This window comes from Streptococcus infantarius subsp. infantarius ATCC BAA-102, assembly GCF_000154985.1.
Lineage (GTDB): Bacteria > Bacillota > Bacilli > Lactobacillales > Streptococcaceae > Streptococcus > Streptococcus infantarius.
Map to the genome: position 1 here is coordinate 130,504 of NZ_DS572693.1, position 26,530 is coordinate 157,033.

At 38.4% G+C, this 26,530-nt stretch carries 22 protein-coding genes and 1 pseudogene; 21 read left to right on the forward strand and 2 right to left on the reverse strand.

The window, feature by feature from the left end:
• From STRINF_RS07160 to STRINF_RS07245, 18 genes and pseudogenes are all read left to right on the forward strand, one after another.
• Positions 1 to 258, forward strand: coding sequence for a hypothetical protein (locus tag STRINF_RS07160; RefSeq protein ID WP_006532412.1), 258 nt, complete (start codon positions 1 to 3; stop codon positions 256 to 258).
• 11 nt (positions 259 to 269) lie between these two features.
• Positions 270 to 650 (forward strand): DUF5361 domain-containing protein, encoded by a 381-nt coding sequence (locus STRINF_RS07165; RefSeq protein ID WP_006532413.1) that lies wholly within the window; start codon positions 270 to 272, stop codon positions 648 to 650.
• Entirely contained in the window at positions 640 to 3,003 is a 2,364-nt protein-coding gene (locus STRINF_RS10225; protein ID WP_006532414.1) for a phage tail protein, read from the forward strand. Before STRINF_RS07165 ends, STRINF_RS10225 begins: the two co-directional genes overlap by 11 nt.
• Positions 3,004 to 3,006: 3 nt before the next feature.
• Positions 3,007 to 4,500, forward strand: coding sequence for a distal tail protein Dit (locus STRINF_RS10230; protein ID WP_006532415.1), 1,494 nt, complete (start codon positions 3,007 to 3,009; stop codon positions 4,498 to 4,500).
• Positions 4,500 to 9,197: a phage head spike fiber domain-containing protein gene (locus tag STRINF_RS10360; protein ID WP_006532416.1), complete on the forward strand. Its 4,698-nt coding sequence runs from the start codon at positions 4,500 to 4,502 to the stop codon at positions 9,195 to 9,197. Before STRINF_RS10230 ends, STRINF_RS10360 begins: the two co-directional genes overlap by 1 nt.
• A gap of 29 nt (positions 9,198 to 9,226) precedes the next feature.
• A complete protein-coding gene (locus STRINF_RS07185) occupies positions 9,227 to 9,562 on the forward strand; it encodes a hypothetical protein (RefSeq protein ID WP_006532417.1) in 336 nt (111 codons plus the stop codon).
• 15 nt (positions 9,563 to 9,577) lie between these two features.
• Positions 9,578 to 9,910 carry a hypothetical protein gene (locus STRINF_RS07190; protein ID WP_006532418.1) on the forward strand — a complete coding sequence of 111 codons (333 nt, stop codon included), beginning with the start codon at positions 9,578 to 9,580 and terminating at the stop codon, positions 9,908 to 9,910.
• A 35-nt stretch (positions 9,911 to 9,945) separates the two neighbouring features.
• Entirely contained in the window at positions 9,946 to 10,272 is a 327-nt protein-coding gene (locus tag STRINF_RS07195) for a phage holin (RefSeq protein ID WP_006532419.1), read from the forward strand.
• Entirely contained in the window at positions 10,269 to 11,114 is an 846-nt protein-coding gene (locus STRINF_RS07200; protein ID WP_006532420.1) for a lytic exoenzyme target recognition domain-containing protein, read from the forward strand. Before STRINF_RS07195 ends, STRINF_RS07200 begins: the two co-directional genes overlap by 4 nt.
• Positions 11,115 to 11,360: 246 nt before the next feature.
• Positions 11,361 to 11,834, forward strand: coding sequence for a Panacea domain-containing protein (locus STRINF_RS07205; protein ID WP_006532421.1), 474 nt, complete (start codon positions 11,361 to 11,363; stop codon positions 11,832 to 11,834).
• Positions 11,831 to 12,253: a hypothetical protein gene (locus STRINF_RS10630; protein WP_006532422.1), complete on the forward strand. Its 423-nt coding sequence runs from the start codon at positions 11,831 to 11,833 to the stop codon at positions 12,251 to 12,253. The genes STRINF_RS07205 and STRINF_RS10630 overlap by 4 nt, the downstream gene beginning before the upstream one ends.
• A 675-nt stretch (positions 12,254 to 12,928) precedes the next feature.
• Positions 12,929 to 13,414 carry an NUDIX hydrolase gene (locus STRINF_RS07215; protein ID WP_043878401.1) on the forward strand — a complete coding sequence of 162 codons (486 nt, stop codon included), beginning with the start codon at positions 12,929 to 12,931 and terminating at the stop codon, positions 13,412 to 13,414.
• Positions 13,415 to 13,448: 34 nt separating this feature from the next.
• A pseudogene (locus tag STRINF_RS07220) lies at positions 13,449 to 14,635 on the forward strand (AI-2E family transporter).
• Positions 14,625 to 15,860, forward strand: coding sequence for a tetratricopeptide repeat protein (locus STRINF_RS07225; protein ID WP_006532427.1), 1,236 nt, complete (start codon positions 14,625 to 14,627; stop codon positions 15,858 to 15,860). The pseudogene STRINF_RS07220 and the gene STRINF_RS07225 overlap by 11 nt, the downstream one beginning before the upstream one ends.
• The gene (locus STRINF_RS07230) at positions 15,844 to 16,020 is read left to right on the forward strand and encodes a hypothetical protein (RefSeq protein WP_006532428.1); all 177 of its coding nucleotides are present in this window, start codon (positions 15,844 to 15,846) and stop codon (positions 16,018 to 16,020) included. The genes STRINF_RS07225 and STRINF_RS07230 overlap by 17 nt, the downstream gene beginning before the upstream one ends.
• A 270-nt stretch (positions 16,021 to 16,290) precedes the next feature.
• Positions 16,291 to 17,964, forward strand: a complete 1,674-nt coding sequence (gene alsS / locus STRINF_RS07235; protein ID WP_006532429.1) for an acetolactate synthase AlsS — start codon at positions 16,291 to 16,293, stop codon at positions 17,962 to 17,964.
• 73 nt (positions 17,965 to 18,037) lie between these two features.
• Positions 18,038 to 18,757, forward strand: coding sequence for an acetolactate decarboxylase (gene budA, locus STRINF_RS07240; RefSeq protein ID WP_014334531.1), 720 nt, complete (start codon positions 18,038 to 18,040; stop codon positions 18,755 to 18,757).
• A 216-nt stretch (positions 18,758 to 18,973) separates the two neighbouring features.
• A complete protein-coding gene (locus STRINF_RS07245) occupies positions 18,974 to 20,377 on the forward strand; it encodes an APC family permease (protein WP_006532431.1) in 1,404 nt (467 codons plus the stop codon).
• Between the two features lie 51 nt (positions 20,378 to 20,428).
• Here STRINF_RS07245 and STRINF_RS07250 read toward each other — a convergent pair whose 3' ends face one another.
• Complete coding sequence (locus tag STRINF_RS07250; RefSeq protein WP_006532432.1) at positions 20,429 to 22,090, reverse strand: Rqc2 family fibronectin-binding protein; 1,662 nt, start codon at positions 22,088 to 22,090, stop codon at positions 20,429 to 20,431.
• Positions 22,091 to 22,231: 141 nt separating this feature from the next.
• A complete protein-coding gene (locus STRINF_RS07255; RefSeq protein WP_043878420.1) occupies positions 22,232 to 23,092 on the reverse strand; it encodes a LysR family transcriptional regulator in 861 nt (286 codons plus the stop codon).
• A 232-nt stretch (positions 23,093 to 23,324) separates the two neighbouring features.
• On the opposite strand from STRINF_RS07255, the gene STRINF_RS07260 reads away from it, so the two are divergent.
• The 3 genes from STRINF_RS07260 to STRINF_RS07270 are packed head-to-tail and all read left to right on the forward strand — an operon-like array spanning position 23,325 to position 26,470.
• Positions 23,325 to 24,047: an amino acid ABC transporter ATP-binding protein gene (locus STRINF_RS07260; protein ID WP_043878421.1), complete on the forward strand. Its 723-nt coding sequence runs from the start codon at positions 23,325 to 23,327 to the stop codon at positions 24,045 to 24,047.
• Positions 24,048 to 24,067: 20 nt separating this feature from the next.
• Entirely contained in the window at positions 24,068 to 25,621 is a 1,554-nt protein-coding gene (locus STRINF_RS07265) for an ABC transporter permease subunit (RefSeq protein WP_006532435.1), read from the forward strand.
• Positions 25,622 to 25,633: 12 nt separating this feature from the next.
• Positions 25,634 to 26,470, forward strand: a complete 837-nt coding sequence (locus STRINF_RS07270) for a dimethylarginine dimethylaminohydrolase family protein (RefSeq protein ID WP_006532436.1) — start codon at positions 25,634 to 25,636, stop codon at positions 26,468 to 26,470.
• Positions 26,471 to 26,530: the final 60 nt, after the last annotated feature.

Here is a 26,530-nt window from a genome sequence, read left to right on the forward strand (position 1 = left end):
ATGATTCAAGGGAAAACAAATTCTGGTTTTAAGTTTGAAATTGACGAAAATCAGTTAAAAAATTATGAGTTTGTCGAATTGGTTGCTGAAGTCGACGAAAATGAATTATTAATGCCTAAGCTTTTGAAACTATTACTTGGTGATCAAGTAGAAGCTTTGAAAGACCATATTCGAGATGAAAGCGGAATTGTTCCGATTGAAAAAATGGTTACTGAAATCAAAGATATTTTTGAAAATGCTCAAGTAAAAAACTCGTAATCCTCGCTAGTATGATAAAGATAGACGAAAACGCTCTGATTTGCGACTTGGCGGAAACTTACCATATATATAACTACAGACAGCTACCAGCAGATTTGGTGGCTGTTTTTTCTGTAGGTTTACGTGAAAATGCACGAATCAAAATGGCGATGTCTGATCAAAGGGTTTCGTTAGAAACATTGTTACTTGCAAGTATTGCAGATAGGGTAGGTATTTTGGCTTGGCAAAATACTGAGGACGGTCATAAAGGCCGTAATGCTCCAAAAGAATTTGTAAGTATTTTGACTGAAGAACCAAAAGAACGTGAAGAATCTGTCTTTAAGTCTGGTGAGGATTTTGAAAATGCTAGAGCACGAATTTTGAAAGATTTGGAGGTGAACAATGGCAACTGAATTAGGTAAAGCATATGTCCAAATCGTTCCATCCGCAAAAGGTATAAGTGGTTCAATTACTGGTGCTATATCACCAGAAGCAAATTCGGCTGGGCAATCTGCAGGTTTGAGTTTGGGTTCAAACTTAGTTAAAGCAGCAACAGGAATTATTGCTGCAGCTGGAATTGGAAAGGCAATCGCTTCATCAATTTCGGAAGGTGGAGCACTTCAACAATCAATCGGTGGTATTCAAACACTTTTTAAAGATTCCGCTCAAACAGTTTTGAACTATGCGCAACAATCATATAAAACGGCTGGTTTATCTGCAAATGCCTACATGGAGAACGTCACATCGTTCTCTGCCAGTTTGATTAGTTCGCTTGGTGGTGACACTGCTAAAGCTGCAGAACTAGCCAATATGGCAATGACAGATATGAGCGACAACGCGAACAAAATGGGTACAGATATGGACTCTATCACTCAAACATATCAATCACTTGCTCGCGGTAACTATGCTATGCTGGACAACCTTAAATTAGGTTACGGTGGTACTAAATCAGAAATGGAGCGCTTGATGAAAGACGCCGAAAAACTGACTGGTGAACATTACACTGTTGGAGATTTTGCGGATACTGTTAAAGCAATTCATGCGGTACAAGATAGTTTGAGAATTACAGGTACAACTGCAAGAGAAGCATCAACTACTCTTGAAGGTTCGTTTAATTCTATGAAAGCAGCGTGGCAGGATGTTATTGGTAATCTTGCAGACGGTGAATTGGATATAACACCTTCACTTCAAGGTCTTGCAGATACAACTTCAACATTCTTATTTGGTAACTTTATTCCAATGATTGGACGTGTCTTTTCTGGTTTACCAAGTGCGATTGGAACCTTTATTCAAGCAGCAGCACCTCAAATTCAACAGAATTTACAAAATCTGTTTTCTGGTCTTGGTGTCAATATCGATTTTTCTGGTTTAGCTTCGAGTTTCTCTCAAATTCAAACAACTGTACAGCCCGTTATAGATGGTTTAAAAACAGCATTCGGACAATTGCCTGCGCTGTTTCAATCAGTTGTCAGCGCGGTACAGCCAGTTATTCAAACGTTAGTAAATGGATTTACTCAAATGGATTTTAGTGGTATTCAATCATTGATTGAGGCTATCTTACCAGCTTTACAAGCAGGATTTGAACAATTTATGTCAATAGCAGGACCAGCCATTGACAAAGTCGTTCAATCTTTTGTGGCGTTGTGGAATGCGGCTCAACCTTTAATTAGTATTTTAGCTAGTGCTTTAACACCAGCTTTTCAACTTCTAGGTTCATTCTTAGGCGGTGTATTTAGTGGTATTATGACTGGTTTAACCGCTTTATTTGACGGGTTAAAACTTGCTATCGAAATTGTAACACCAATATTTAACGTTTTAGTGCAAGCATTTCAAGCTTGCTCACCTGTTTTAAACGTTATTGCTGAAGGTGTTGGTTTTGTAATTGGTATGTTTGCTAACCTTGGGTCAGTAGGACAAGGCTTAAGTGGCATTATGTCTAGTGCTTGGTCAAATATTCAAAACGTTTTACAAACAGCTGCTAGTATAATTGATGGAGCAATCTCATGGATTAAAACTGCTTTTTCTGGTGCAGGAAGTGCAGCAGAAGTAGTAAAAAACATCATCAATATAGCTTGGATGGCAATTGGAGATGTCATAAACACTGTTAAAGGTGTGATTTCTAGTGCCATGAGTGCAGCAGGCGGTGCTTTTAGTAGTTTTAGTGGTATTGTCTCTAGCGTTTCTGGGACAATCAATGGTGTCATTAATGGTGTAAAGAACACATTTTACAGTTTAGCTCATATTGACTTATCAGGTGCAGGTTCAGCAATCATGAATGGTTTTCTTGGAGGGTTAAAAGCAGCTTGGGGAAATGTTCAAAATTTTGTCGGTGGTATTGCCGATTGGATTAAGGAACACAAAGGACCTATCAGCTATGACCGTGTTCTTTTAAAACCAGCTGGGCAAGCAATTATGAATGGTTTGAACCAAGGATTGAAAGAACAGTTTAAGACAGTTCAATCAACTGTTTCTGGTATGACTGGTGCAATCGCTGATAATTTCCAAAATGATGTTTTAACGGTTGGTATGGATACTATTGGTACACCACAGTTGCAAACAGCAATGGTTGCAAATACGTTAGCTACACAATCGCTTGATGATAATAGTCAAGTGCTAAACATTATTGATAAGTTAACAAATCGGCCTATTATTGTTCAAATCGAATCAGACAATCAAGTAATGGCCAAGGTTTTAGCAAAACCGATTACAGATGAACAAAATCGACGTGATTCAATCACAAATGCAATTTACGGAATGGGGTGGTAATTATTGATTGAAGTAACTTTTAACGGTGTAGAACTAACACAATATATTACCGTCTTAGACGGCTTCACCCTTTGGGGTGGCGCTGAATTTGACCCACAATACACCGAAAATAGTATTTTGGATGGTTCTGAATTTAATTATATGCGTAAGAAGCATAAAACTATTCCAGTGCCTTTTTACGTGAAATATGAGAACTCTCTAGGTTATGATTACTTGCAACAAGTGTTAAATGTTAAAGAACCGAAAGAATTAACATTTAATATTTATCCAAATCGTGTTTTTTATGCCGTTCCTAGTGGCAACTTAGATTTTGATGAAGTTAGACTGAACGGCAAAGGAACAATTACATTTATTATAGTCGACGGCTTAGCTCACTCAAAATCAACTCGGACATTCGAATTCACTGAAAACGAACAAGGTACGCTTGAAGCTGAAATCATCAACGAAGGAAGCGAAGGAGTAACTGTCAACTATGAAATCAAGCTCAAGAAAGAATCTGGGTTCGTCGGTATTGTTAGTGAGTATGGCGCTATGCAGTATGGGAAAGTTGACGAAGCTGACGGTTACACCGCACGAAAAAACGTGACCGTTTTAAGCAACCAAAAAGGCGATTTTGCCAATTGGACTGACGGAACTGTTTGTTACGAAAATCAAAGAAAAATCGTAACAACTCAAATGAACGCTGATACTTCGTTCGGCGGTCGTCTTGGTTTGTTGCCGAATTCATTTACAACAAGTGGTACTTCTGGCGCTTATCAGTATGGAGCGGTTAAGGAATACACGCTAAGTAACCCTATCTCTCAATGGTACATTTGGGCTAGAGCTTGGTTTGAAACTGGGCTAATGGGGCAAACTGGCGCTTGGTGTTTAACGGTGCTAGATGAAAGCAATCATCTAATAGCTGGCATGGGAATTGAGAAAGACGACACAGTTGGTAATACTGCCAACGTTCGTTTTTTAATGGGTGACGGTTCTGGTGGCAGTCGTACGGTTAAGACGATTTCATTCACGCCATCGTATTGGTTGCCACCCAACCCATACGGTTCAGAGGGGCGCGCAAAGAACTCGAATATGTTCGATTTAGTCAAAGAGAAAGACCGTGTACAGTTCTTTTGGTACGGCGGCTATTATCCGTTTTATGATTCTCGTTTAGCAAATGTCAAAGCGAAAAAGATTCAGTTTTTTGTCGGACAGTATGCAGGACGAAACACGACAGATAGAAAAGTGACACATCACTATTTAAATGATTTTATTTTTCAAGAATTGCATGTTGATTATTGGAAAGACGTGCCTAATCGCTATCCAAGCGGGTCAACAATTGACATTGACGGCGAGAACGGACAAATCAAAGTCAATAATCAAATTCGTTTAGATGATGAAATTCTTGGAACTACTTATTTTAAAGTTCCGCCCGGAAAGACAAAAGTGCAGTTATTAGTATCTAGCTTTGCCGAAGTCGAAAGTGCAAAAGCAACAATTGAGGAGGCTTATATTTAATGAACAATGTACGTATTGCAATCCGTGATTCAACAGATAGCCACAATGTGGCTTTTTTTGATAACGTGGCAGGTATTAAATACAAGAAAGCGGAAATACAGCGATTTCTGGCAGGTTCGGCAAGTATTTTAACACTTAAGTACAATTCAAAAGACATTGATAGTATTCGTTCTGGCTGTAAACTAGCTTTTCGCTATAAAGCTCGTGACTACTGGCTTAACATCATGAAGTTTGAAAAACAAGGCTTTGAAGTCGAAATCACAGCTTGCTCATTGCATTTAGAAATGAACAATGAAGAACGAGGAGCGCATAAGCCAGATAAGGCAATGTCATTCGCTGAATATTTAGCTTATTATGACCCTGAACATTCCGTAACGCTCGGTATCAATCAAGTGTCAGATAAGAAAATTAAATTGGAGTGGACGGGTACAGACACGATTCTGGCACGTCTATTTTCGATTGCTAACAGCTTTGACGCAGAGCTTGAATTCGTCACAGAATTAAACGACGACTATTCTTTGAAACGTCATGTATTGAACGTCTATAAGAAAGGTAACCTTGGTTCAAACAAAACAAGCAGCCCAGTCCGTGTTGGTAAAGAGCTTAAGGTTATCAATTACAGTGATAGCATTGAGGATTTGCGCACGGCTGTACGCGCAACTGGTAAAGACGGTTTAACCATTGACGGTCTTAATAAAAAGATTTATGACGATAATAAAGAGCTACTTTACTATTCAAGTGGTATGACAGTTTATGCGCCACAATCTCGTGACCGCTTTCCGTCTGTCGGCAAAGGCTCAAATGACAATTGGATTGTCAAAGATTTGGGCGAGACACAGTACGAAACCAAAGAAGCACTTTGGGGCTACATGTATGGAGAAATCCAAAAAATCTGTTTGCCCAAAATTGAGTATAAAGTGACTGGTGCGATTGATAGTGATGTTGGTGACACACAAACACTCATTGATGACGTGCATTATGAACCGCCACTTTATTTAAAAGCTCGTGTGTCAGAGTTGACAGACGACATATTGCAAGGCAAAGTCATTGATTCAACGTTTATCAATTTTGAACGACAATACAGTCAGATTGCTGACAGCTTATTAAAACAGGTTGAAGCACTCGCAGAGGACGCAGCGCCTTACATTGTCCGTTTAAGCACTGACAATGGTTATAGTTTTAAAAACGGTCAAGGCTCAAGCACAATCACAGCTAAGCTTGAAAAGTATAGCAAGATTGTTAATGCAGATTGGAAATGGCTTATCAATAACAGTATTGTCAGCGAAATATCAAGTGTTACAATCAACGCTAGCCAAGTCACTGGCACGCTAAACGTTGTGGCAGTTGCAAGTGTAGACGGTAACGAGGTGGCTCGTGAATACATCACATTCACCAATTCTGACGACGGTGTTGGTATTAAATCAATCAAACGTTATTACACGACTAACGACCAGTCAGAGGGTGTCACAACAGGCGGTCAAAACTGGTCTACTAAGCCAACGACTGTCACAGCAGACAAAAATTATATGTGGTCGTATGATGTCATTACATATACGAATGACACAAGTTTAGTCACAGAGCCTGCTGTTATTGGTGCTCGCGGGAATGACGGTTTGGATGCTGACACGACAGGCATCACAGAAGCACTTGACAAAGCCAAACAAGAATTGACTGCTTTATCAGCAAATATCGAAAAAGTGCGAGATGATTCGCTTGCAGCAGTCAATGAAGCTAAACAGCAACTTGCTACTGTAGCTAATGACTTGAGCACAGCGAAGCAGGACTTGCAAGCACAAGCTAGTCAACTGCAAGCACAAGCCAATGCACAGAGTGAACTAACCAAACGTGTCTCAACAGTCGAAGAAACCGCAAATGGTACGAAGTCGACTGTTAGCGAGTTAAGTAAGACAGTAGATAGTAATACGAAGAATATTACTAGCGTTACTGCACGAACCAAAACAGTTGAAGATGACCTGCTTAACACTAAAACAACATTGTCACAAGTTAAGACGACTGCAGAGAATACGAGTAAGAAAACGGCAACACTTGAAACTGGTTTGGACGGTGTCAAGGCTGATTTAGCTACAACTACAGTAACTGCCGACACGACTAAAACAAATCTTGCTAACTATCAAGCTAGCAATGATAAAGCAATAGCTAACTTGCAAAGCAATCTACAAACAGCGAATGGTAATATTAGCAGTTTGCAGACAAAGGTTGAAGCAGTGCCTGGTCAAATTACAAGTGCGGTGTCTTCGGTTGAGGGGAAGATACCAACTGAAATAGGGTCATCTAACTTATTGCGAAACACTGCGGTAAATGCTGAAAATCTAAAACTTTTCGGCAAAACAGATACAACTGTTAGTGTTGTTGAGAAGGATGGACATCAAGTATATAAATTGGTAGTTTTTGGCTCTAGTAATGCAGGCGCTTTTTTCACCAGCAACGATGATTATTATAACATTATCAAAGACCGTAATTATACATTTAGTTTCTGGGTTTTGACTAATAAAGATAAAGATTACAACATGAATAGTTTAGGTCATATTCAAGTTTTCAACAGTAATAGCGACAAAGTTGGAGATGATATTTTTCATCAACATACGCAGCCTGTGTACAGTACGAATGTCATAAAAGCGAATACGTGGACAAAAGTTTGGTGCACGTTTAAAGCTACATCAAACAGCTTTTTTAGACCATTTTTTTGGTATCTAACGGCTGGGGATGAAATTTATATTTATGACATGATGTTGAATGAAGGCAAAGTGCCTTTGAGTTACACTCCAGCACCCGAAGACACAGCAAGTCAAATCAACTCACTATCTAGCCAAATTCAGCAAACTGCTGACGGCATGACCTTGCTTGCAACTAAAACAGAGCTAAACAGTGCTAAGACAGAACTACAATCTGGCATCACAACTGCCACAAGCAAAGCCGATAACGCGCAAGCTACCGCGAACAGTAATGCTCAAAGAATCAGCACACACACGACCCAAATCAGTGCGCTAAATACTGGCTTGCAAGCCAAGGTTTCACAATCTGATTTTGATTCGCTAAGCGGACGTGTTACGACTGCAGAAAATAACATCACGGCTAAAGCTAACGAGTTGAGCAGTAAGATTACGAGTGTTGAGGGGAAGATACCTACAAGTATCGGCGGAACAAACTTAGTTAGAGGTACTGCTAACTTCTCTTCGGGTTGGACTTGGAATACTAAGGTTGCGACAGTTACGGATATTATCGATGATTTTAATGTTTATCATAGTACGTCTACCGGTACAAATACAGCTTCGAATAACTACGATATTCAATTTGATAATGCTTTAACCGTTCTTCCTGGCACTGAATACACGTTATCTTTTTGGGCTAAAGGTAGTGGAACTATATACAGCCATTTCTTCCCAAGCTGTGTGGCGCACGGTGTTAATAGCGATGGTAAAACTACTACAGCAGCCGATGGCTCTATTAGTCATACATTGAAATCGGACTGGGAACGATATTGGGTTACATGGAAAACGTTGCCTACAGTATCTGGTCTCAAAAGCCTAATTCCTTGTCGTCAACCAGCTGTTTTTAAATCCGAAGTATGGTTGTACGGTGTTAAGCTCGAGAGAGGCAGCGTACCCACAGACTGGTCACCTGCACCAGAAGACTACGACAGCAAGCTAGCCGCTGCGCAGTCAGAAATCAAGCAAACAACCGACGCAATCACTGCAAGCGTGTCAAGCGTACAGACTGCAGCAAGCAATGCGCAGGCGACAGCGAACACAGCCGTCTCAAAAGCGGATGCAGCTCAATCTGGTTTGAATGCGCTGAACGAGACGACGGTTAAAACAGCTAGCTTAAATCTTGATAATAACGGTTTCGTGACAAAAGTCGGTAAAACGGTAAACGGTAACACGTTTGCGACAATGATTGCGCAAAATGAATCAGACGTTCAAATTATTGCCAAGAAAATGAAAGTTAGCGGTGACATGATTGTCAATGGTGCGATTACAGCAGAGAAATTAAATGTCAGCAATCTGTCTGCCGTCAACTCAAATCTCGGTAAAATTGAAGGTGGTTCGCTCTTGCTACAAGAAAACAAGGCTGCAAGTAGCTCAATTGACAGTTGGGGCACATTCAACCGTCCAGCGCATAAGCAAGGTCTATATATGGACAATCATGGATTGGCTTCGTCCGGTGCGATTCAGCGGAAGAACGGCGGCGAAACAACGCCAACAGATATGCCTTTGGCAGTTCTACAATCTGGTGAACTACGCTTCTTAGTCGTTGATTACAACGATAATCTCGAGAACGTCCTACACTATGGTCTGTCTGATCCAGACTTCGGCGCAATCCGTTTTGAAATTGACAGCGAGCTTAAACGACGTTTAACCATGACGTCGTCTGGTTATTTGAACTTTCAAGCAACTAATTACACGAACTGGACATCAACAGGCGTTAGCGGATGTGAGTATATGATTCAAGGACGTCTGGTACTGGTTAACTACGACGTGACATTTAACAGTGCGGGAACGCATACGATCGGCGGTATTCCGCAAGAATTTACCAAGAAATCGCTCATGATGACAGCGAAAGCGTGGACGATTACGCCACGAGACAAGAATATCCAGCTTAATTCAGACGGCACACTGCATATTCTGGACGCAGAAGCTAACGTTAACTATCGCGGCACACTAGTATTTAGCTATTAATTATTTTTTATAAAAAGGAGAAAAACAAAATGACAGAATTACTTGATACTACTCAAATTACACAACCTTTTGATTTGCCAACAGCAGTCAAATACATGCGAGAAAACGGTGAATATATCCGCTATCGCTCAAATGGCTATGATTTTTACATGTATATTTCAAAAGAACAAAAACCAGTTGTGGTTGATGGCAAACGTCAACTTAAAGAGTTTGAAAAAATCTATGGTATTTCACAATATGGCGGTTCAATCACTAGCATTCCTGTTTCAGATTTACTTGATGCAAAATGCTATATTATGCAATTTGACGAAGATGGTAATCCAATCTGGAGCGAGCCAACAGAAACAAATGCTAGTGAAGCATAGGAAGCAGAGGAGCTTATGGTGGGACAAGATGTTATCCATGAAGCCATGAGGGCAACTTGGACGATTGATAAGGTTGGCGGGATTTTAGCGACAGCTATTATCCTTGTCATCTTATTGTTAGTTTCAGCTATGACTTGGGTTATCAAGAAGCTAGTAACGGGCTTTCAAGAAACCAACAAGGAGCTGTTAGCTTCCAACAATCGGATTGCTACCGAAAATCAGCAACAAATGGCGAGACTAACCGAAGCGGTTAATAGCTTGTCGCTGGAGACACGCAAAGATATATCAGTCTTGCAAGATAAAGTTGATGGTCTAGAAGATGTGGTCAGGAAGACGCAGATGTTTTAAACTATGCGCAGTAAAACGCAGAAGAGGAGAAGAACATGAATGATGTGATTATACAAGCAGCTATGCTTATTTTGACAGGTTTAGCTGGATTTATCGTTAAAACCGTAAAAGATTACCTTTTTAAAGAAGGCGGTGAAAAAGCTTTGCGTATCGTTGAAATCGTGGCAAAGAATGCTGTTAACGCAGTGGAGCAGATTGCAAATGAGGACGCTAAAGGCGAACAAAAATTAAATGCTGCTAAAACGAAAGTTAAGAAAGGGCTAGAACAGTACAATATCTATTTGTCTGACAGTCAGCTTGAAATGTTTATTGAAGCAGCAGTGAAAGAAATGAATGATAACTGGAAAGGAGAAAATAAATGAATACAGATGTTTTAATCAATTGGTTTGAAAGTCGTCGAGGAAAGCTCACTTATTCAATGTATGGCAGTCGAAACGGCTCAGACGGCACAGCGGACTGTTCAGGTTCAATTTCTCAGGCTCTTAAAGAAGCAGGAGTAAATATCATTGGTTTACCGTCAACGGTCACTCTAGGCTCACAATTGGCAAATAACGGCTTTTATCGAGTGTCTAAAAACGAAGATTGGAACGGTCAACGAGGTGACATTATTCTCATGTCATGGGGCGCTGATATGTCGCAATCTGGCGGAGCTGGTGGACATGTCGGAGTACTAGAGGACGCTAACACATTTATTTCCGTTGACTACTGGACTGGCGGACAAGCAGGAACAGCGGTATCAAGTCATAATTGGGACCAATATTATGCAATCGAAAAACCAGCCTATATTGAAGCTTGGCGTTTTAGTGGGTCAACAGCTACACAGCCTAACACGGTTGTTTCAGGAGGTCGTAAACCAGACAGCAAAGCTTACTATCTAGCTAATGACGTAGCGTTTGTTAACGGTATCTATCAAATCAAATGCGACTACTTAGCGCCTGTTGGGTTTGATTGGACTGACAACGGTATTCCTGTAGCATTGGTAAACTGGGTCGATGAAAATGGCAACAATGTTAGAGATGGAGCCGATAAAGACTTCAAAGCTGGTATGTACTTCAGCTTCGAGATCGATGAAGCTCATATTCGTGACTTAGGTGAAGGTGGATACTATGGCGGTTGGTACTGGCGTAAGTTCGAGTTCGGTCAATTCGGTACAGTCTGGCTTTCTTGTCGAGATAAGGACGATTTAGTCAATTATTACAATTAATGCTATAATCAAATAGTAAACACTTTAACACGCTCTCGGCTTTTGCTGGGGGCGTTTTTGTATTTTTTTACAGTATAAATATAAATAAAAACGTAAAAACACTAAAAGTTTACGTTTTTGTAAAGAAAATTTGCGTTTTTAGAAACAAAAATAAGTATTTATAAGTTGAAATAAGGTTGAAACTATGGCATAATGTAGTTGCTATAACTCAAGACCTTTCTAAATATTTAGTTATGGAGTAATGCGATGATTGATGTATTAAAAATTGTCAATTGGTTCAAAGTTCGAAATTATTCAGACATGAAAACTAATGATAATGTTGAAGCTTTGACTCAATTAAAAGTAATGAAATTATTGTACTATGCTCAAGGTGTATCGTTAGCCTTATATGATAAATTATTGTTCCCGGAAAAAATTCTAGCTTGGAAATATGGGCCAGCTGTTCAAGAAGTGTATGATGTATACAAAGGGTCAAGAGAGATAGTTGATTCTACAAGTAACGGGATGAGCGATACTGAAATAGGAGATTATCAAGAGGTAAACTCCGATCAAGAAGCGGCTCTTATTTTGAATGCAGTCGTTGATGCATATGGCGATATGTCTGCGATAGAGTTAATGAATCAAACGCATGGAGAAGCTCCGTGGTTAGAAACAACTCAAAGTCAGGAAATCGATGTTAATCTAATCAAAGATTTTTTTGTTAAAGAAATAGTTGAATGACAAAAATTAAAAGTAAAAAAGTAAAAGCAAGACCAAAAATAAAGTCTAATAAACTTGAAGATTTTAAACCAGAATATGTTCAATTTAATTTTTCATTTATTACTAAACACGAGAAATATAATTTAGAAAATAATAATTTAATCCATACGCTTTTACTAGAAAAAATTTATTATTTATCTTCTATGGACTGGGTTCAAGTGTTGGCTCTTAGGAAGGAGCAAGGAATTGAGACACTTAGCTCCCATGCATTAAAAAAATTAACCATACCCCTTGAATTCAAGGAGAGACGAGATGACTATTGCACTGATAAATTTTTTGTGTTTCGCTTAAAAAATCAAGGCAGAGTAATTGGAAAGATGATAGATAAGACATTTTATATATTGGCTATTGATACAACATTTGATTTGTATAAACATTAATACCCTAGCGCAAGCTAGGGTGTTTTAATTTTGTTGACGTCAACAAAATTGGCAGTCATGCACGTTTATGTTATAATATAAGTACCTCATTTGAGGTACTTTCTTTATCTTATAAAATGCACCCGATTTTTTCGGGTGTTTTTAGTGCAATAAAAAAAGCCTTGTCCATAAAAGCTTAAGGCGGGGAATAGGCGAGCGCACGTTAAACTAAACACAGCAGGACTTCTTTTCAGGACTAGCGTGAGCTAGTCCTTTTTTGTTGTCGTTAAAACGGACCTATCACTAAATTGTGGTTATAACAGCAGTGCCTTAAATATTTAAATTTTGGGGCAAATTTGGGGCATAAGTTTGAAACTTTTGTGTTTTTACCTTCAAAAAGCAATATAGTTTCTATCTTATAAATGCTTATTTTACAGTGTTTTCTACTATTTTATATCAATGAAATATCATCATCTAAAACACAAAAAGTTCTTGATAAATAATTTAAAAAGCCTATCGTATCAAGCCACGCTTGCTGCGGGGCTTTTTTTATCTTTTGAGAAAAAAGTAAAGCTAAGATAGGGTTAATTGAAAAATATCTATAAAAACCTAGAATTATTTTACAAGTTATGCTTTGATTCAAGAATTGTGTTTGGTTTTCTGGTACAATAGAAGAAAATGAGAAAGAAGAGAAAGATGACGAAGTTAGCGACAATTTGTTATATTGATAACGGTGAGGCACTTTTGCTTTTGCATCGTAATAAAAAGCCTAATGATGTTCATGAGGGAAAATGGATTTCGGTTGGTGGTAAACTTGAAGCAGGTGAAACGCCTGATGAATGTGCTAAACGTGAAATTTTTGAAGAAACGCATTTTAAGGTTAAGGAAATGGATTTTAAAGGTGTGATTACTTTCCCTGAATTTACGCCTGGTCACGATTGGTATACCTACGTCTTTAAGGTGACAGATTTTGAAGGTCAATTAATCTCTGACGAAGAATCACGTGAGGGTACTCTTGAGTGGGTTCCTTATGATAAGGTGTTATCAAAACCAACTTGGGAGGGTGACTATGAAATCTTTAAGTGGATTTTAGATGATGTGCCATTCTTCTCAGCTAAGTTTACTTATGATGACAAGCAACGCTTAGTAGATAAGAGTGTTACTTTTTATGGCGATAAGTAGTCCTTATTGAAGTTGTCTGGAGAGAGGAGTTTTTATGGAGCGTCATCAAGAAAAGAAATTTACGGAGTCTTGGTTTTTTAAATGGGTTTTAAACAGTCAAGCTACTGTGGTAGTTATGGTCACTTTTCTTGTCTTTTTGATCCTTTATTTGTTCACTAAGATTTCATTTCTATTTAAACCTGTTTTGTCTTTTTTAGCCATTATCATGCTTCCTTTGGTAATTTCGGCAATTCTTTACTACCTGATTAAGCCTTTGGTTGGCTTGATTGAACGACGTGGTGTTAACCGAACGGCTTCAATTTTCATTGTTTATGCTATTATTGTGGCTCTGCTTATTTGGGCGGTAGCAAGTTTTATTCCTATGATTGAAGGGCAATTGACCTCATTTGTTGAGAATTTACCTGCTTATGTTAAAAGTGTCAACGTTGAAAGTTCTAAACTTTTGAAGAGTCCTTGGTTGGCTAATTATCAGTCAGAATTGCAAGATATGTTGGCTAATATCAGTGATAAAGCTGTTGATTATGCGGAAAGCTTTTCTAAGAATGCTATTGACTGGGCATCAAGCTTTGCTAGCGCCATTGCTCGCGTGACCTTAGCTATCATTATGTCACCGTTCATTCTCTTTTATTTCTTAAGAGATAGTCATAAGATGAAAGAGGGGTTAATTAAGGCACTTCCGACTAGAATGCGTCGTCCAACGTCACGTATTCTTGGAGATATCAACAAGCAGCTTGCTGGTTATGTTCAAGGTCAAGTAACCGTTGCAATTGTTGTTGGAATCATGTTCACAATCTTCTTTAATATGATTGGTTTGCGTTATGCGGCAACTTTTGGTATTATTGCAGGCTTCCTTAATATGATTCCATATCTTGGTAGTTTCTTAGCTATGGTTCCAGTTGTGATTATGGGGATTGTTCAAGGACCAATTATGCTGATTAAGATTCTTGTGACCTCGTGGTTGAACAAACGATTGAAGGGCGTTTTGTAGCACCTTTGGTTTTGGGAAGCAAGCTAAGCATCCATCCGATTACCATTATGTTTATTTTGCTAACGTCTGGCTCAATGTTTGGTATTTGGGGAGTGTTCCTTGGAATTCCGGTTTATGCCTCTATCAAGGTGGTTGTTAAAGAAATTTTTGACTGGTACAAAGCTGTCAGTGGTTTATATGAAGAAGAGTTAATTGTAGAAGAAGGAGAAGAAGAATCAAAAGATGTTAAATAGTGAAAAAATGGTTGCCTCAATTCAGAGTCAAGATTTAGAGCATGCCAATAAATATTTTAAACGAGCTTTGAAAGAAGACGATGCTGAGACTCTTTTGGAATTAGCAGAGTATCTTGAGAGCATTGGTTTCTTGCCACAAGCAAAAGAAATTTATTTGCAAGAACGTGAAGATTATCCTGAGGTTAATATTAACCTAGCTCAGATTGCGATAGAAGATGGTGACATCGAAGGTGCTTTCTTATATCTTGATGCGATTTCGCCTGAGAGCGATGCTTATTTGTCTGCTTTGCTTGTTATGGCAGATATCTATGAAATGGAAGGGCTAGCTGACGTTGCGCGTGAAAAACTTCTCCAAGCGAATCAGATTAGTGATGAACCTTTGGTTATTTTTGGTTTGGCTGAAATCGAAATGGAACTTGGTAATTACAATCAAGCTATCAAAGAATACGCTAAACTAGATAATCGAGATATTCTTGAATTAACTGGTGTGTCAACTTATCAACGTATCGGTCGTGCTTATGCCAGTCTCGGAAAATTTGAAGCAGCTATCGAGTTTCTTGAAAAAGCTATTGAGATTGAATACGATGACAATACAATCTTTGAATTAGCGACAATTTTGTATGATCAAGTTGAATACCAAAAAGCAAATATTTACTTCAAACAATTGGAGACAATGAATCCTGACTTTGAAGGGTATGAGTATGTTTACGCACAATCTCTTCATGAAGAAAACAAAACTGAAGAAGCACTTCGTTTGGTTCAAAAAGGTTTAGCTAAGAATGAATTTGATACGAATCTATTGCTAGCAGCTTCTCAATTTTCATATGAGTTGCATGATTCAAAACAAGCCGAAAGCTATCTTTTGAAAGCTAAAGACGTAGCAGTTGATGATGAAGATGTTTTGATGCGTTTGACTAACTTGTACTTAGAAGAAGAACGCTATAACGATGTTGTTGCCCTTAATCGTGACAACATTGATAATGTCCTTACTAAATGGAACATTGCCAAAGCCTATCAAGCGCTTGAAGCTGATAAAAAAGCCCTCAAGATTTATGATGATTTGGCAACGAATTTGGCAGATAATCCAGAATTCTTGCAAGACTATGCTTATATTTTGCGCGAATTTGGTTATACAGATCGTGCCAAAGATGTGGCTAAACGTTACTTAACCATGGTTCCAGATGATGTCAATATGGTGGAATTTTTAAATGAAGATGAATTTTAAGAGTCTTTTGGCTAGTAACCTGATAACGGTTATTATCATTTTTGTTTTGCTATCATTCTTTGATCAAAGTGGTGAACCACTTCGCAATATTCTTGTGGTATTTGGTGGTTTTATCTTGATGACCATCTATGATTTTGTCAGAACAAGACGAAAAAAATAGAGTAAAAAGCGCGACAATTTCGTCGTGTTTTTTCTTGTAATTTTCAAGAATGTTTTCAATCTTACTTTAGAAAGATAAATAAAAATTTCACAAGCGAAATTTCACAAACTTTTCGTAAAACTATGGTATAATTGATTCATATTTGTGAAAAAATAAAAATTTGTGATTTAGATTTGACTAATTTTATCGCCAGATTTTCTTGAAATTGTGATGTATTGGAACTTTAAAATATGTTCTTAATTAGTCATCTAAAGACATATAGGAGATAAAATGACTGAACAAAAGCAATATGGGGCTGATCTTGTTGTAGATAGTCTTATTAACCATGACGTCGAATACGTTTTTGGTATTCCGGGCGCAAAAATTGACCGTGTTTTCGATACACTTGAAGACAAAGGTCCAAAATTGATTGTTGCACGTCATGAGCAAAATGCAGCCTTTATGGCGCAAGGTATCGGACGTATCACAGGTAATCCAGGTGTTGTAATTACAACAAGTGGTCCTGGTGTGTCAAACTTAGCAACTGGGCTTGTAACGGCGACTGATGAAGGTGACCCAGTTCTTGCCATCTCAGGACAAGTAAAACGTTGTGACTTGTTGAAACGTTCACACCAATCAATGAAAAACGTTGCGATGATGGAACCAGTAACGAAGTCAGCTGTTGAAGTGCATGACCCAAATACACTTTCTGAAATCATCGCCAATGCCCACCGTGTAGCTAAATCAGGTCGACGCGGTGCAAGCTTTATCTCAATTCCGCAAGACGTTACGGATAGTTTAGTATCTGTAAAAGCTATTAAGCCATTGACTGACCCTAAACTTGGTTCAGCATCTGTTGATGACGTGAACTATCTTGCTCAAGCGATTCGCAATGCTGAGTTGCCAGTTTTACTTTTGGGAAATGGTGCTTCAACACGTGCGGTCACAAAATCAATTCGTAAATTGCTTGAAGCTGTTAAATTGCCAGTTGTTGAAACTTTCCAAGGGGCAGGTATCGTATCACGTGAACTTGAAGAAGACACTTTCTTTGGTCGTGTAGGACTTTTCCGTAACCAACCAGGGGACATGTTGCTTAAAAAAGCTGACCTTGTCATTGCAATTGGTTATGACCCAATTGAATACGAAGCACGCAACTGGAATGCTGAAATCTCAGCACGTATCATTGTTATTGACGTCGCTCAAGCTGAAATTGATACTTATTTCCAACCTGAACGCGAATTGATTGGAGATATTGCCGACACTATTGATTTGCTATTGCCTGCTGTCAATGGCTATACACTACCAAAAACATCTGTAGATTATCTTCAAAACCTTAAGAAAAATGTGGTTGGAGATGTGAAATTTGACCGTGACTCAAATCCTGGTGTGGTTCACCCACTTGATGTGATTGATGTTATGCAAGAAAATATCACAGATGATATGACTGTAACTGTTGACGTTGGTAGTCACTACATCTGGATGGCACGTTACTTCAAATCATACGAAGCACGTCACCTGCTCTTCTCAAATGGTATGCAAACACTCGGTGTAGCACTTCCTTGGGCAATTTCAGCAGCCCTTGTTCGTCCAAATACAACCGTTATCTCTGTATCTGGTGATGGTGGTTTCCTCTTCTCAGCGCAAGAATTAGAAACTGCAGTTCGTCTTAACTTGCCAATTGTTCACATTATCTGGAATGATGGTAAATACAACATGGTTGAATTCCAAGAAGAGATGAAATACGGTCGTTCTTCAGGTGTTGATTTTGGTCCTGTTGATTTTGTCAAATACGCAGAAAGCTTCGGTGCTAAAGGTTACCGTGTTGATAGCAAAGAAGGTTTTGAAGCAACCTTCAAAAAAGCCCTTGGTGAAGCAGAAAACGGACCAGTACTTATCGATATTCCAATCGATTACAAAGATAACATTAAACTTGGTGAAACAATCTTACCAGACGAGTTTTATTAAGCTTGCAATTTATCGAATTTGGCAATAAAATATTAATGACAATTAATTTTAAATGACGAAAGTGAAGGAGAGTATGTCAGAAGCAATTAAACTTTTTCAATATAATACCTTAAGTGCCTTGATGGCTGGTCTTTATGGTGGAACATTAACCATCGGTGAGCTACTAGAGCATGGTGATTTAGGAATCGGGACACTCGATTCTATTGATGGGGAGTTGATTATTCTAGACGGTAAAGCCTATCAAGCTATCGGTTCAAACGGAAAACCTGAAATTGTTGAGGTTTCTGATGATGTCAAAGTTCCTTACGCTGCAGTTGTTCCTCATCAAGCAGAAGTGATTTTTAAACAACGTTTTGAAATGACAGATGCTGAGTTGAAAAAGCGTATCGAGTCATATTATGATGGGGTAAACTTGTTCCGTTCGATTAAAATTAAAGGGACTTTTTCTAACATGCATGTTCGCATGATTCCAAAATCTGCGCCAAATACAAAATTTGCAGAAGTCGCAACACGCCAACCTGAATATTCACGTGAAAATGTCACGGGGACTATTGTGGGTATCTGGACACCTAAGATGTTCCATGGTGTGAGTGTTGCTGGTTATCATTTACACTTTATTTCAGATGATTTAACCTTTGGTGGTCATGTGATGGATTTTGTGATTTCAGAAGGTGTGGTTGAAGTAGGACCTGTTGACCAACTTGATCAACGTTTCCCAGTTCAAGACCGCAAATACCTTTTTGCAAAATTTAACATAGACGAATTGAAAGAAGACATCAAAAAGAGCGAATAAATCGTCTAGTTACCGCATATGAAAAAGGCACATTTCTAAAAACGAGTTTATCTTGTTTTAGTAATGTGTTTTTTTACGGATAAAAATGAGATATAGAGTTGATTTTTACTTATATTTATCCTAAAATAAAAGACGTTGTGCATGTGAATCTTGTATCAAGAATTGATAGAATTATAAGAATTGTATGACGATTTCAAATAGATAACAGGAGAATGTATGGATATTTTTCGAAAAACCCCGATGGCGCAAAAGACAAGTCATCTACAAAGACACCTGGGGCTTGCTGAACTTATCTTTTTAGGGGTAGGTTCGATTGTTGGGACTGGGATTTTCACGATAACAGGAGTAGGTGCTTCTCAATACGCAGGACCTGCGATTACTATTTCAATTATTATTGCTGCTATCTGTGTAACCATGTCAGCTTTATTCTTTGCAGAATTTTCTTCACGCTTGCCACATTCAGGTGGTGTGTATCGCTATTTGTATACTGTTTTTGGAGAGTACCCAGCTTGGATTGCAGGTTGGTTTATGATGATTGAATTTGCTGGAGCGATTTCAACGGCAGCCTCTGGTTGGGGAGAGTATTTAAAGGCTTTCTTGAAAACTTTCGGTATTAGTTTGCCGACTGCCTTGAGTGGTCCTTTCAATCCTGCTAAAGGAACTTATATTGATATTGTTCCGGTTCTCTTATTGCTTTGTGTGACTGCCCTTGTTGTGTTAGGGGTTCAAACGGTATTAAGATTTAATTCGGTTTTGGTTATTTTTAAATTAGCCGTTTTGATTATCTTTATCGCTCTTGGTTTGACAGCAATCAATACGCAAAACTGGAGTGATTTTGCACCGTTCGGATTTGGTCAAATTTATGGTGGTAAAGTTGGTATCATGGCTGGTGCATCATTGATGTTCTTTGCTTTCCTTGGATTTGAATCTATTTCGATGGCGGCTGATGAAACCAAAGAACCTCAAAAGAAAATTCCACAAGGTATCTTCTTTTCAATTGGATTGACAACTTTGTTGTATGTCTTGGTTACTTTGGTTTTGACAGGAACTGTTCATTATACAAAATTGAACACGGCTGAAGTGGTTCCATTTGTACTACGTAGCATTGGTTTCCCTCTGGTTGGTAATATTGTCTCTGTAGTGGTGATTTTGACACTGGTAACGGTATGTATTTCTATGATGTTTGCCTTGTCACGTGTGATTTACAATGTCAGTTGTGATGGGCTTTTGCCTGAGCAATTCCAAGAATTAACACCGAAGAGTAAAGTTCCTAAGAAAGCGACTATTTTTGTCGGGATTGTCACAATGTTCTTCTCAGGGGTCTTTCCTTTGGAAATCCTAGCTTTATTGGTAAATATTGTGACTTTGGCTTATCTTATTTTGCTTGCTTTTGGTGTTATCAAACTTCGTAAAGATTTTGGTGAGCCAAAAGAAGGTGAATTCAGAACACCTTGGGTGCCATTCTTACCAATTTTATCAATTGTGGTTTGCTTTGCTTTGATGACACAATGTAAGCTTGAGACATGGTTTGGCTTTATCATTGCCTTTGTGATTGGAACAATCATTTACTTTGCTTATGGTTACCGTCACTCAAAATTAATCGATAAAACTGAAGAATAAACAAAAAGCATTGGCTTTTAGCCAATGCTTTTTTGCAATCTTAACAGCAACTTATTTCTTATTTTCGATGCGCATGCTATTGATTTTTTCTTCGGTTGGTGTAACGCGAAGTGTTTTTTGACCAGTGTATGTGACAAAACCAGGTTTGGCACCAGTAGGTTTGTTGAGTTTTTTAGCTTCAATCATATCAACTTGGATAAGATTTGATAGGCGAGCTTTTGAGTAATAGGCTGCCAATTCAGCGGCGTCAGTTTTGACCTCGTCGCTTGGGTTAAGATTGTCCTTGATGAGTACGTGACTACCTGGAATGTCCTTGGCGTGGAACCAGAGTTCTCCTTTTTTAGCCATTTTGAAGGTCATTTCATCATTTTGTAGGTTGTTGCGTCCGACCATGATGATTGTCTTACCATCTGAAGCAAGGTATTGCTCTGGTTTTTTACGCTTGTGACGTTTATCGCGCGTGCGGCGTTTGACAAAACCAGTTTCCACCAATTCTTCACGAATGTCTTCGATATCAGAGATAGAAGCGTGGCTTAGAGCTGTCTCGACACTTTCAAGATAAGTGATTGTGTGTTTTGTTTCTTCGATGAGTCCTGTTAAGTGTTTGACAGCTTCTTTTAGTTTTTGATATTTTTTGAAATAGCGCTGAGCATTTTGGTTAGGGGTCAAACTTTTATCAAGAGCAATAGTGATTTTTTCATTAGTGTAGTAGTTATCAAGTTCCACTTGGTCTTGGTTGTTTGGCACCATTGAGAGATAAGTGGTTAAGAGTTCGCCTTTTTGGCGGAATTCTTCGGCGTTCTCAGTAGCTGCCAATTCTTTTTCTTGTTTTGCTAGTTTTTTGATGTTTTTATCGAGTTCAGTCTGAACACGGTGAATCAAGTCACTTGATTGTTGGTTGACGCGATCGCGTTCAGCTTTATCTTGATAGAAAACATCTAGCAACTCTGAAAGGCTATCAAAAGTTTGACCACTCTTATCAAATGGCACCGCTGCAAATGATTTGTCAGTCATATTTGGCTGGACAGGTCGAGCAAAGAAAGCACGGAACTGTTTGAGTTTATCATCACTAAGCTGAGCTGCCAAATTTTCAGCGGTATCACGTCCCAAACCTTGGAAGAGTTTTTGAAGATGACGTGGTGCCAAATCCTCGGTTTGTAAGATTTCAAATAATTTTTCATCTGAAACAGTAAAAGGATTTTTAGCATCTGTTTTTGGCGGTGCAATGTAAGTTGAACCAGGCAAGATTGTTCGGTAGCTGTTTTGTGAGAAACCGATATGTTTGATAGATTCGATAATCTTACTTTCAGCCTTATCAATCAAGATGATGTTACTGTGTTTGCCCATGATTTCAACAACCAAGGTAACCTTGATGTTGTCACCAATTTCATTCTTATTTGAAAAGGCAATTTCTAAAACACGGTCATTCTCAATTTGTGTGATGTTTTCAATAACAGCACCTTGAAGGTATTTACGCATAATCATGGTAAAAGTATTAGGTGTTTGAGGGTTTTGAAAGTCTGTTTTAGTAATTTGCAGGCGCCCGAAAACAGGGTGGGCAGAAAGCAACATTTTATAATTTTTACGGTTATTACGAATGGTTAAAACAAGCTCGTGTTCAAAAGGCTGATTAACTTTTTGAATGCGTCCGTAGAGAAGCTCGTCTTGTAATTCTTTGGTTAAATGGTGTAGGAAAAAACCATCAAATGACATGATTAAAGTTGCCGTAATGCTAGCTAACCGAGAGCGATAAGAAGCTTACGACGTCTCCTTTCTAATCTCATGTTTTCAATTCTTCTATTATACCATAACCCTTGCAAAATCTGGACTCTGCGATATGGGAAAGTTTGCCCCTTACGATTTTTTTAGTTTTTGAATAATCGTTAGAAGGTCTTGGTAATGTTTATTTTCCATTTTGACGATGGCATAGGTCTTGATGAAAATGTCTTTTAGTTTTTTAGAGCTTGAAATGATATTTGGATTTTCAAGCAGACGTTCAGCGATGTCTTGACTGACAATGGTAATGCCAGTACCTTTAAGCACTTCGTGTTCGATAAGTGAGAGGTTATCGATCGAAATATGGTGTTGGGTTGGCAGCTGATTAATCTTGATAAATTCTTTTAAGAAATTATGGTAGCTGCTGGTCATGTGATAGAGTAAGAAAAGTGATTCTTCACCCTTGTCAAATTTTTCGATGAGCTCTCTTTGCCCGACAATCATCAATTTATCAGAGCGAAGTGGAAGTTTGAGCACACCTTTTTGGGTGTAGCTACCTGACATAATTCCAAGATCAATTTGGTCATCCAAAAGTGCTTGAAAAATCTGATGGGAATTGCTGTAAGTTTGGACATTGAGTTTACGGTTTTCTGGCAAATATTTTTGAATGGCTGACAAATAAGTCTTGAGATAAGAAGTGTCAGAACCAAGAATGATACTTTGCTCAAAGGTAGAGTTCAGATTATCAAGTAGGCTGTTAAAAGCAAGTAATGTCTGATTAGCAAATTGATAAATGTCTTTTCCCTTAGGTGTCAGGGAGATTTTTTTATTTTTACGTAAGAAAACCTCACATAAATTGCTGTTGATTTCTTTTACACGCTTAGAAACAGCTGGTTGACTGATATTATTAAGCTTAGCAGCTTCAGAGAAACTCTGTGTTTCATAAATGTCTTTGATTAATTTGAAGTCAAAAATGGATAATTTATAACTAGATTTCATATTTCTGATTTTATCATAAATAAAAGTTATAAACAAGGATTCGAAAATAAAGAACATAATCACCAAAATCATAAAAAATAGAAAAAATCCATACATATGTCACAAAACCTCACATAAACTATTGAAATAAAATTCTGAAAATTATAAAATATTGACATCAATTAAGAAAGAGGTCTGCGGTATGGTTGCTTTGGAAGAGGAGTTGGCGACTTTCGATTTTACAGCGAAGTATATGATCGAAATGAAGGGTATTCGAAAAAGTTATGGTAAGCAAGAAGTTCTAAAAAACATCAATCTGTCTGTTAAAAAAGGTGAGGTTGTGGTTTTGATTGGACCATCTGGAAGTGGAAAATCAACCTTGATTCGAACGATTAATAAATTGGAAAAGGTTGACGGTGGTGAAATTGCGGTTATGGGGAAAAACATTTATGACATGAATATGAATGACAATTTGCTACGAGAACATGTCAATATGGTCTTTCAACACTTTAACCTTTTTAATAACATGACCATTGCTAAAAATATTGGTATTGGTCCAGAAAAATTACACCGGAAAAGCAGCGAAGAGGTGGATGAAATTGTTTTTCGCTTGCTGATGGCAGTTGGCTTGCTTGATAAGAAAGATGCTTATCCTGAAAATCTGTCTGGCGGTCAGAAACAACGTGTTGCTATAGCAAGAGCTTTGGCAATGCAACCTGACATTATTTTATTTGATGAGCCGACTTCAGCGCTTGATCCTGAGATGGTTGGTGAGGTTTTGCAGGTGATGAAAGCTATTGCTAAAAGTGGTACGACAATGATTATTGTGACACACGAGATTGGTTTTGCAAAAGAAGTGGCAGATCGTATTGTATTTCTTGAAAATGGTGAGTTAATCGCAGACATGCTACCTGAAGAGGTGAATCGTTCTTATCCAAATCAACGTGTGGCAAGTTTTTTGAAGCAAATTTTATAAGTTAGGTCTAGGAGAGAGTTATGTTTAGTGGGTTTCTGGAAAGTTATGGTGGATTTATTTTAGATGGTGCCCTGATGACAGTCTTTTTGTCGGTGGTTTCCATGGTTTTAGCCCTGATTTTAGGGGGTGTTGTCACCGCAGCTAGGATGAGTGACAATCTTTTGATTAGTGGATTGACAAAACTTTACATTGAAGTGATTCGTGGTTTGCCGATGCTAGTCATTTTGTCACTCTTCTTTTATGGTTTGCCCATGCTGGGGCTAAATATTCCTAAAAGTACGCTTTTTGGTGTTGATTTAGACCGTTTGATTGCAGCCTTAACGGGTTTAACGGTTGGGGAATCGGTCTTTGTTGCTGAGATTTATCGGTCTGGGATTCAAGCGGTAGATTCAGGACAATTTGAAGGAGCTAGAAGTATTGGCTTTAATAAATTTCAAGCTTATCGGTATGTGATTATCCCGCAGGCGTTTAAAAATATTTTGCCAACTTTGGGAAATGAATTTTCGAATAACATTAAGTCAAGTTCGCAAGCATCGGTAATTGGGGTTGCTGATTTGATGTTTACAGCAAGCACTATTCAGGGGATTTCTTATAAACCTTTTCAAGCGGTGATTGCTGTTGGTTTTGTTTATTTGGTTTTTACTTTTTCAACCACACGTATCGTTGCACATTATGAAAGAAAGATGAATCGCAGTGCAGAAGAATTAACTTTGCGTGATAAATGGGATGAACTGGTGCAAACTATTAAAGCTAGCTGGAAGAGTTTGCTAGTGACAGCAGCTTTTATAGTAATGATAATTGGTACTTTTGCTTTTAATCATAGGGAAACAAACACGGCTGCTGGAAGCATCGAGAAGATTCAGAATTCTGGACAGCTTGGTGTTGCAACTAACATTGGCTACGCTCCTTATGAGTTTTACGATTTGTCATCAGGTCACAAGAAAGCTGTTGGAGTTGACTTAGCTTTTGCCAAGCAATTAGCAAATAAATTGCAGGTGAAATTAGTGGTTAAAAATATGAATTTTGATTCGATTCTAGGAACTATCACGTCAGGAAATGCTGATATCGCCATTGCCGGGATGACAAAAACAAAAGAACGTGAAAAGTCGGTCGATTTCACACAAAACTACGTTAAGCAAATCAATAAAGTTGTTGTTCGTAAAGATTCAGCTCCTCAGTACACTGCGATTGCTGATTTAGCACAAAGTTCAATTGCAGTACAAAAATCAACTACGCAAGAAGATGTAGTCAAAGAGGACATCAAACCTAAGCAGATAGTTGCCTTATCAAGTTTGCCAGATGCGTTTTTGAATTTAGCACAAGGTAAAGTGGATGCTGTGGTTGCAGATGATACGGTAGCTGACCAATATATCGCAAGTAACAGTGAATTGACTTATGCTGACATTGATTTACCAGGGACAACTGAGACAGCTATGGCATTAACTAAAGGCAATCAATCGCTCAAGGCTTACGTGGATAAATTGATTGAGCAAGATAAAAAAGATGGTAGCTTTGATAAATGGATGAAAACCTATAGTGCTTTAGCACAAAAAAATACGGGAGAAAATGAGTAGGAGGAGATTCTTATGGCAGTAATTGATGGAACCAGTCGTTTACGAAAAGTGTTAATGTGCCGACCAGATTTTCTGGTAAGTGCGGCGCCGATTAATGTGATTTCAGAGCAGTACACTAAACCTTTGGACTACGACAAAATGATGCAAGAGTACGGCGCTGTGGTCAAAGCTTACCAGGATAATGGCGTGGAAGTGGTCCAGGTCACTTCTGGTAAAAAAATGCCAAATGCAGTTTTTGCTAGAGATTTTGGAGGTGATGTTAAGGAAGGATATATCTTAGGGCGTTTTAAAAAACCTATTCGTTTTGAGGAACGTCGTCATTACGAAGACATTATGTCGGGGCTTGGCATTCCAAAAATTGCTGAAGTTACTGAAGGTTACTTTGAAGGGGGTGATTTTGCATTTATTGATGAGAAGACATTAGCGATTGGGGTGATTGATCGCACCAATCTCACAGGTGTTGATGAAATTCGTAAGCAATTAGAACCATATGGTTACAAGGTCTATGCTGTTAAGGCAAATCCAGACTATCTTCATCTGGATATGTGCTTTAACTTAGTGGCACCGAAACTTGCTATTGCTTATGAAGCTGGATTGCCAGAAGATTTTGTTACCTTGGTCAAGGAAAAAGGCATTAAGATTATTTCTGGAACGCAAGACATGATTTTTAAGCATGGTTATAACGTTGAAGCTTTAGGAGATAATCGTGTGATGAGTTTAAAACAAAATACCTTTATTAACGAAGCACTTCGCAGTGAAGGTATGGAAGTCATAGAGGTCGATATGACGGAGTTATTGAAAGCAGGTGGTGGTGTGCATTGCATGACTTTCCCGCTTGAACGTTATTAATCACTTTTAATTATCATTTGTAGATGTGGATTGCCACGTAAAAAACAATTTAGAAAGTTT

Bases quoted from the DNA above. Each gene is read 5' to 3' on its own strand.
- STRINF_RS07185 (WP_006532417.1), top strand. From the start codon at position 9,227: ATGACAGAATTACTTGATACTACTCAAATTACACAACCTTTTGATTTG.
- STRINF_RS07215 (WP_043878401.1), top strand. From the start codon at position 12,929: ATGACGAAGTTAGCGACAATTTGTTATATTGATAACGGTGAGGCACTT.
- STRINF_RS10360 (WP_006532416.1), top strand. From the start codon at position 4,500: ATGAACAATGTACGTATTGCAATCCGTGATTCAACAGATAGCCACAAT.
- STRINF_RS07195 (WP_006532419.1), top strand. From the start codon at position 9,946: ATGAATGATGTGATTATACAAGCAGCTATGCTTATTTTGACAGGTTTA.
- STRINF_RS07160 (WP_006532412.1), top strand. From the start codon at position 1: ATGATTCAAGGGAAAACAAATTCTGGTTTTAAGTTTGAAATTGACGAA.
- alsS (WP_006532429.1), top strand. From the start codon at position 16,291: ATGACTGAACAAAAGCAATATGGGGCTGATCTTGTTGTAGATAGTCTT.
- STRINF_RS07265 (WP_006532435.1), top strand. From the start codon at position 24,068: ATGTTTAGTGGGTTTCTGGAAAGTTATGGTGGATTTATTTTAGATGGT.
- STRINF_RS10225 (WP_006532414.1), top strand. From the start codon at position 640: ATGGCAACTGAATTAGGTAAAGCATATGTCCAAATCGTTCCATCCGCA.
- STRINF_RS07225 (WP_006532427.1), top strand. From the start codon at position 14,625: ATGTTAAATAGTGAAAAAATGGTTGCCTCAATTCAGAGTCAAGATTTA.
- STRINF_RS07200 (WP_006532420.1), top strand. From the start codon at position 10,269: ATGAATACAGATGTTTTAATCAATTGGTTTGAAAGTCGTCGAGGAAAG.
- STRINF_RS10630 (WP_006532422.1), top strand. From the start codon at position 11,831: ATGACAAAAATTAAAAGTAAAAAAGTAAAAGCAAGACCAAAAATAAAG.
- STRINF_RS07230 (WP_006532428.1), top strand. From the start codon at position 15,844: ATGAAGATGAATTTTAAGAGTCTTTTGGCTAGTAACCTGATAACGGTT.
- STRINF_RS07260 (WP_043878421.1), top strand. From the start codon at position 23,325: ATGATCGAAATGAAGGGTATTCGAAAAAGTTATGGTAAGCAAGAAGTT.
- STRINF_RS07205 (WP_006532421.1), top strand. From the start codon at position 11,361: ATGATTGATGTATTAAAAATTGTCAATTGGTTCAAAGTTCGAAATTAT.
- STRINF_RS07270 (WP_006532436.1), top strand. From the start codon at position 25,634: ATGGCAGTAATTGATGGAACCAGTCGTTTACGAAAAGTGTTAATGTGC.
- STRINF_RS07250 (WP_006532432.1), bottom strand. From the start codon at position 22,090: ATGTCATTTGATGGTTTTTTCCTACACCATTTAACCAAAGAATTACAA.
- budA (WP_014334531.1), top strand. From the start codon at position 18,038: ATGTCAGAAGCAATTAAACTTTTTCAATATAATACCTTAAGTGCCTTG.
- STRINF_RS07255 (WP_043878420.1), bottom strand. From the start codon at position 23,092: ATGAAATCTAGTTATAAATTATCCATTTTTGACTTCAAATTAATCAAA.
- STRINF_RS07190 (WP_006532418.1), top strand. From the start codon at position 9,578: ATGGTGGGACAAGATGTTATCCATGAAGCCATGAGGGCAACTTGGACG.
- STRINF_RS07245 (WP_006532431.1), top strand. From the start codon at position 18,974: ATGGATATTTTTCGAAAAACCCCGATGGCGCAAAAGACAAGTCATCTA.
- STRINF_RS07165 (WP_006532413.1), top strand. From the start codon at position 270: ATGATAAAGATAGACGAAAACGCTCTGATTTGCGACTTGGCGGAAACT.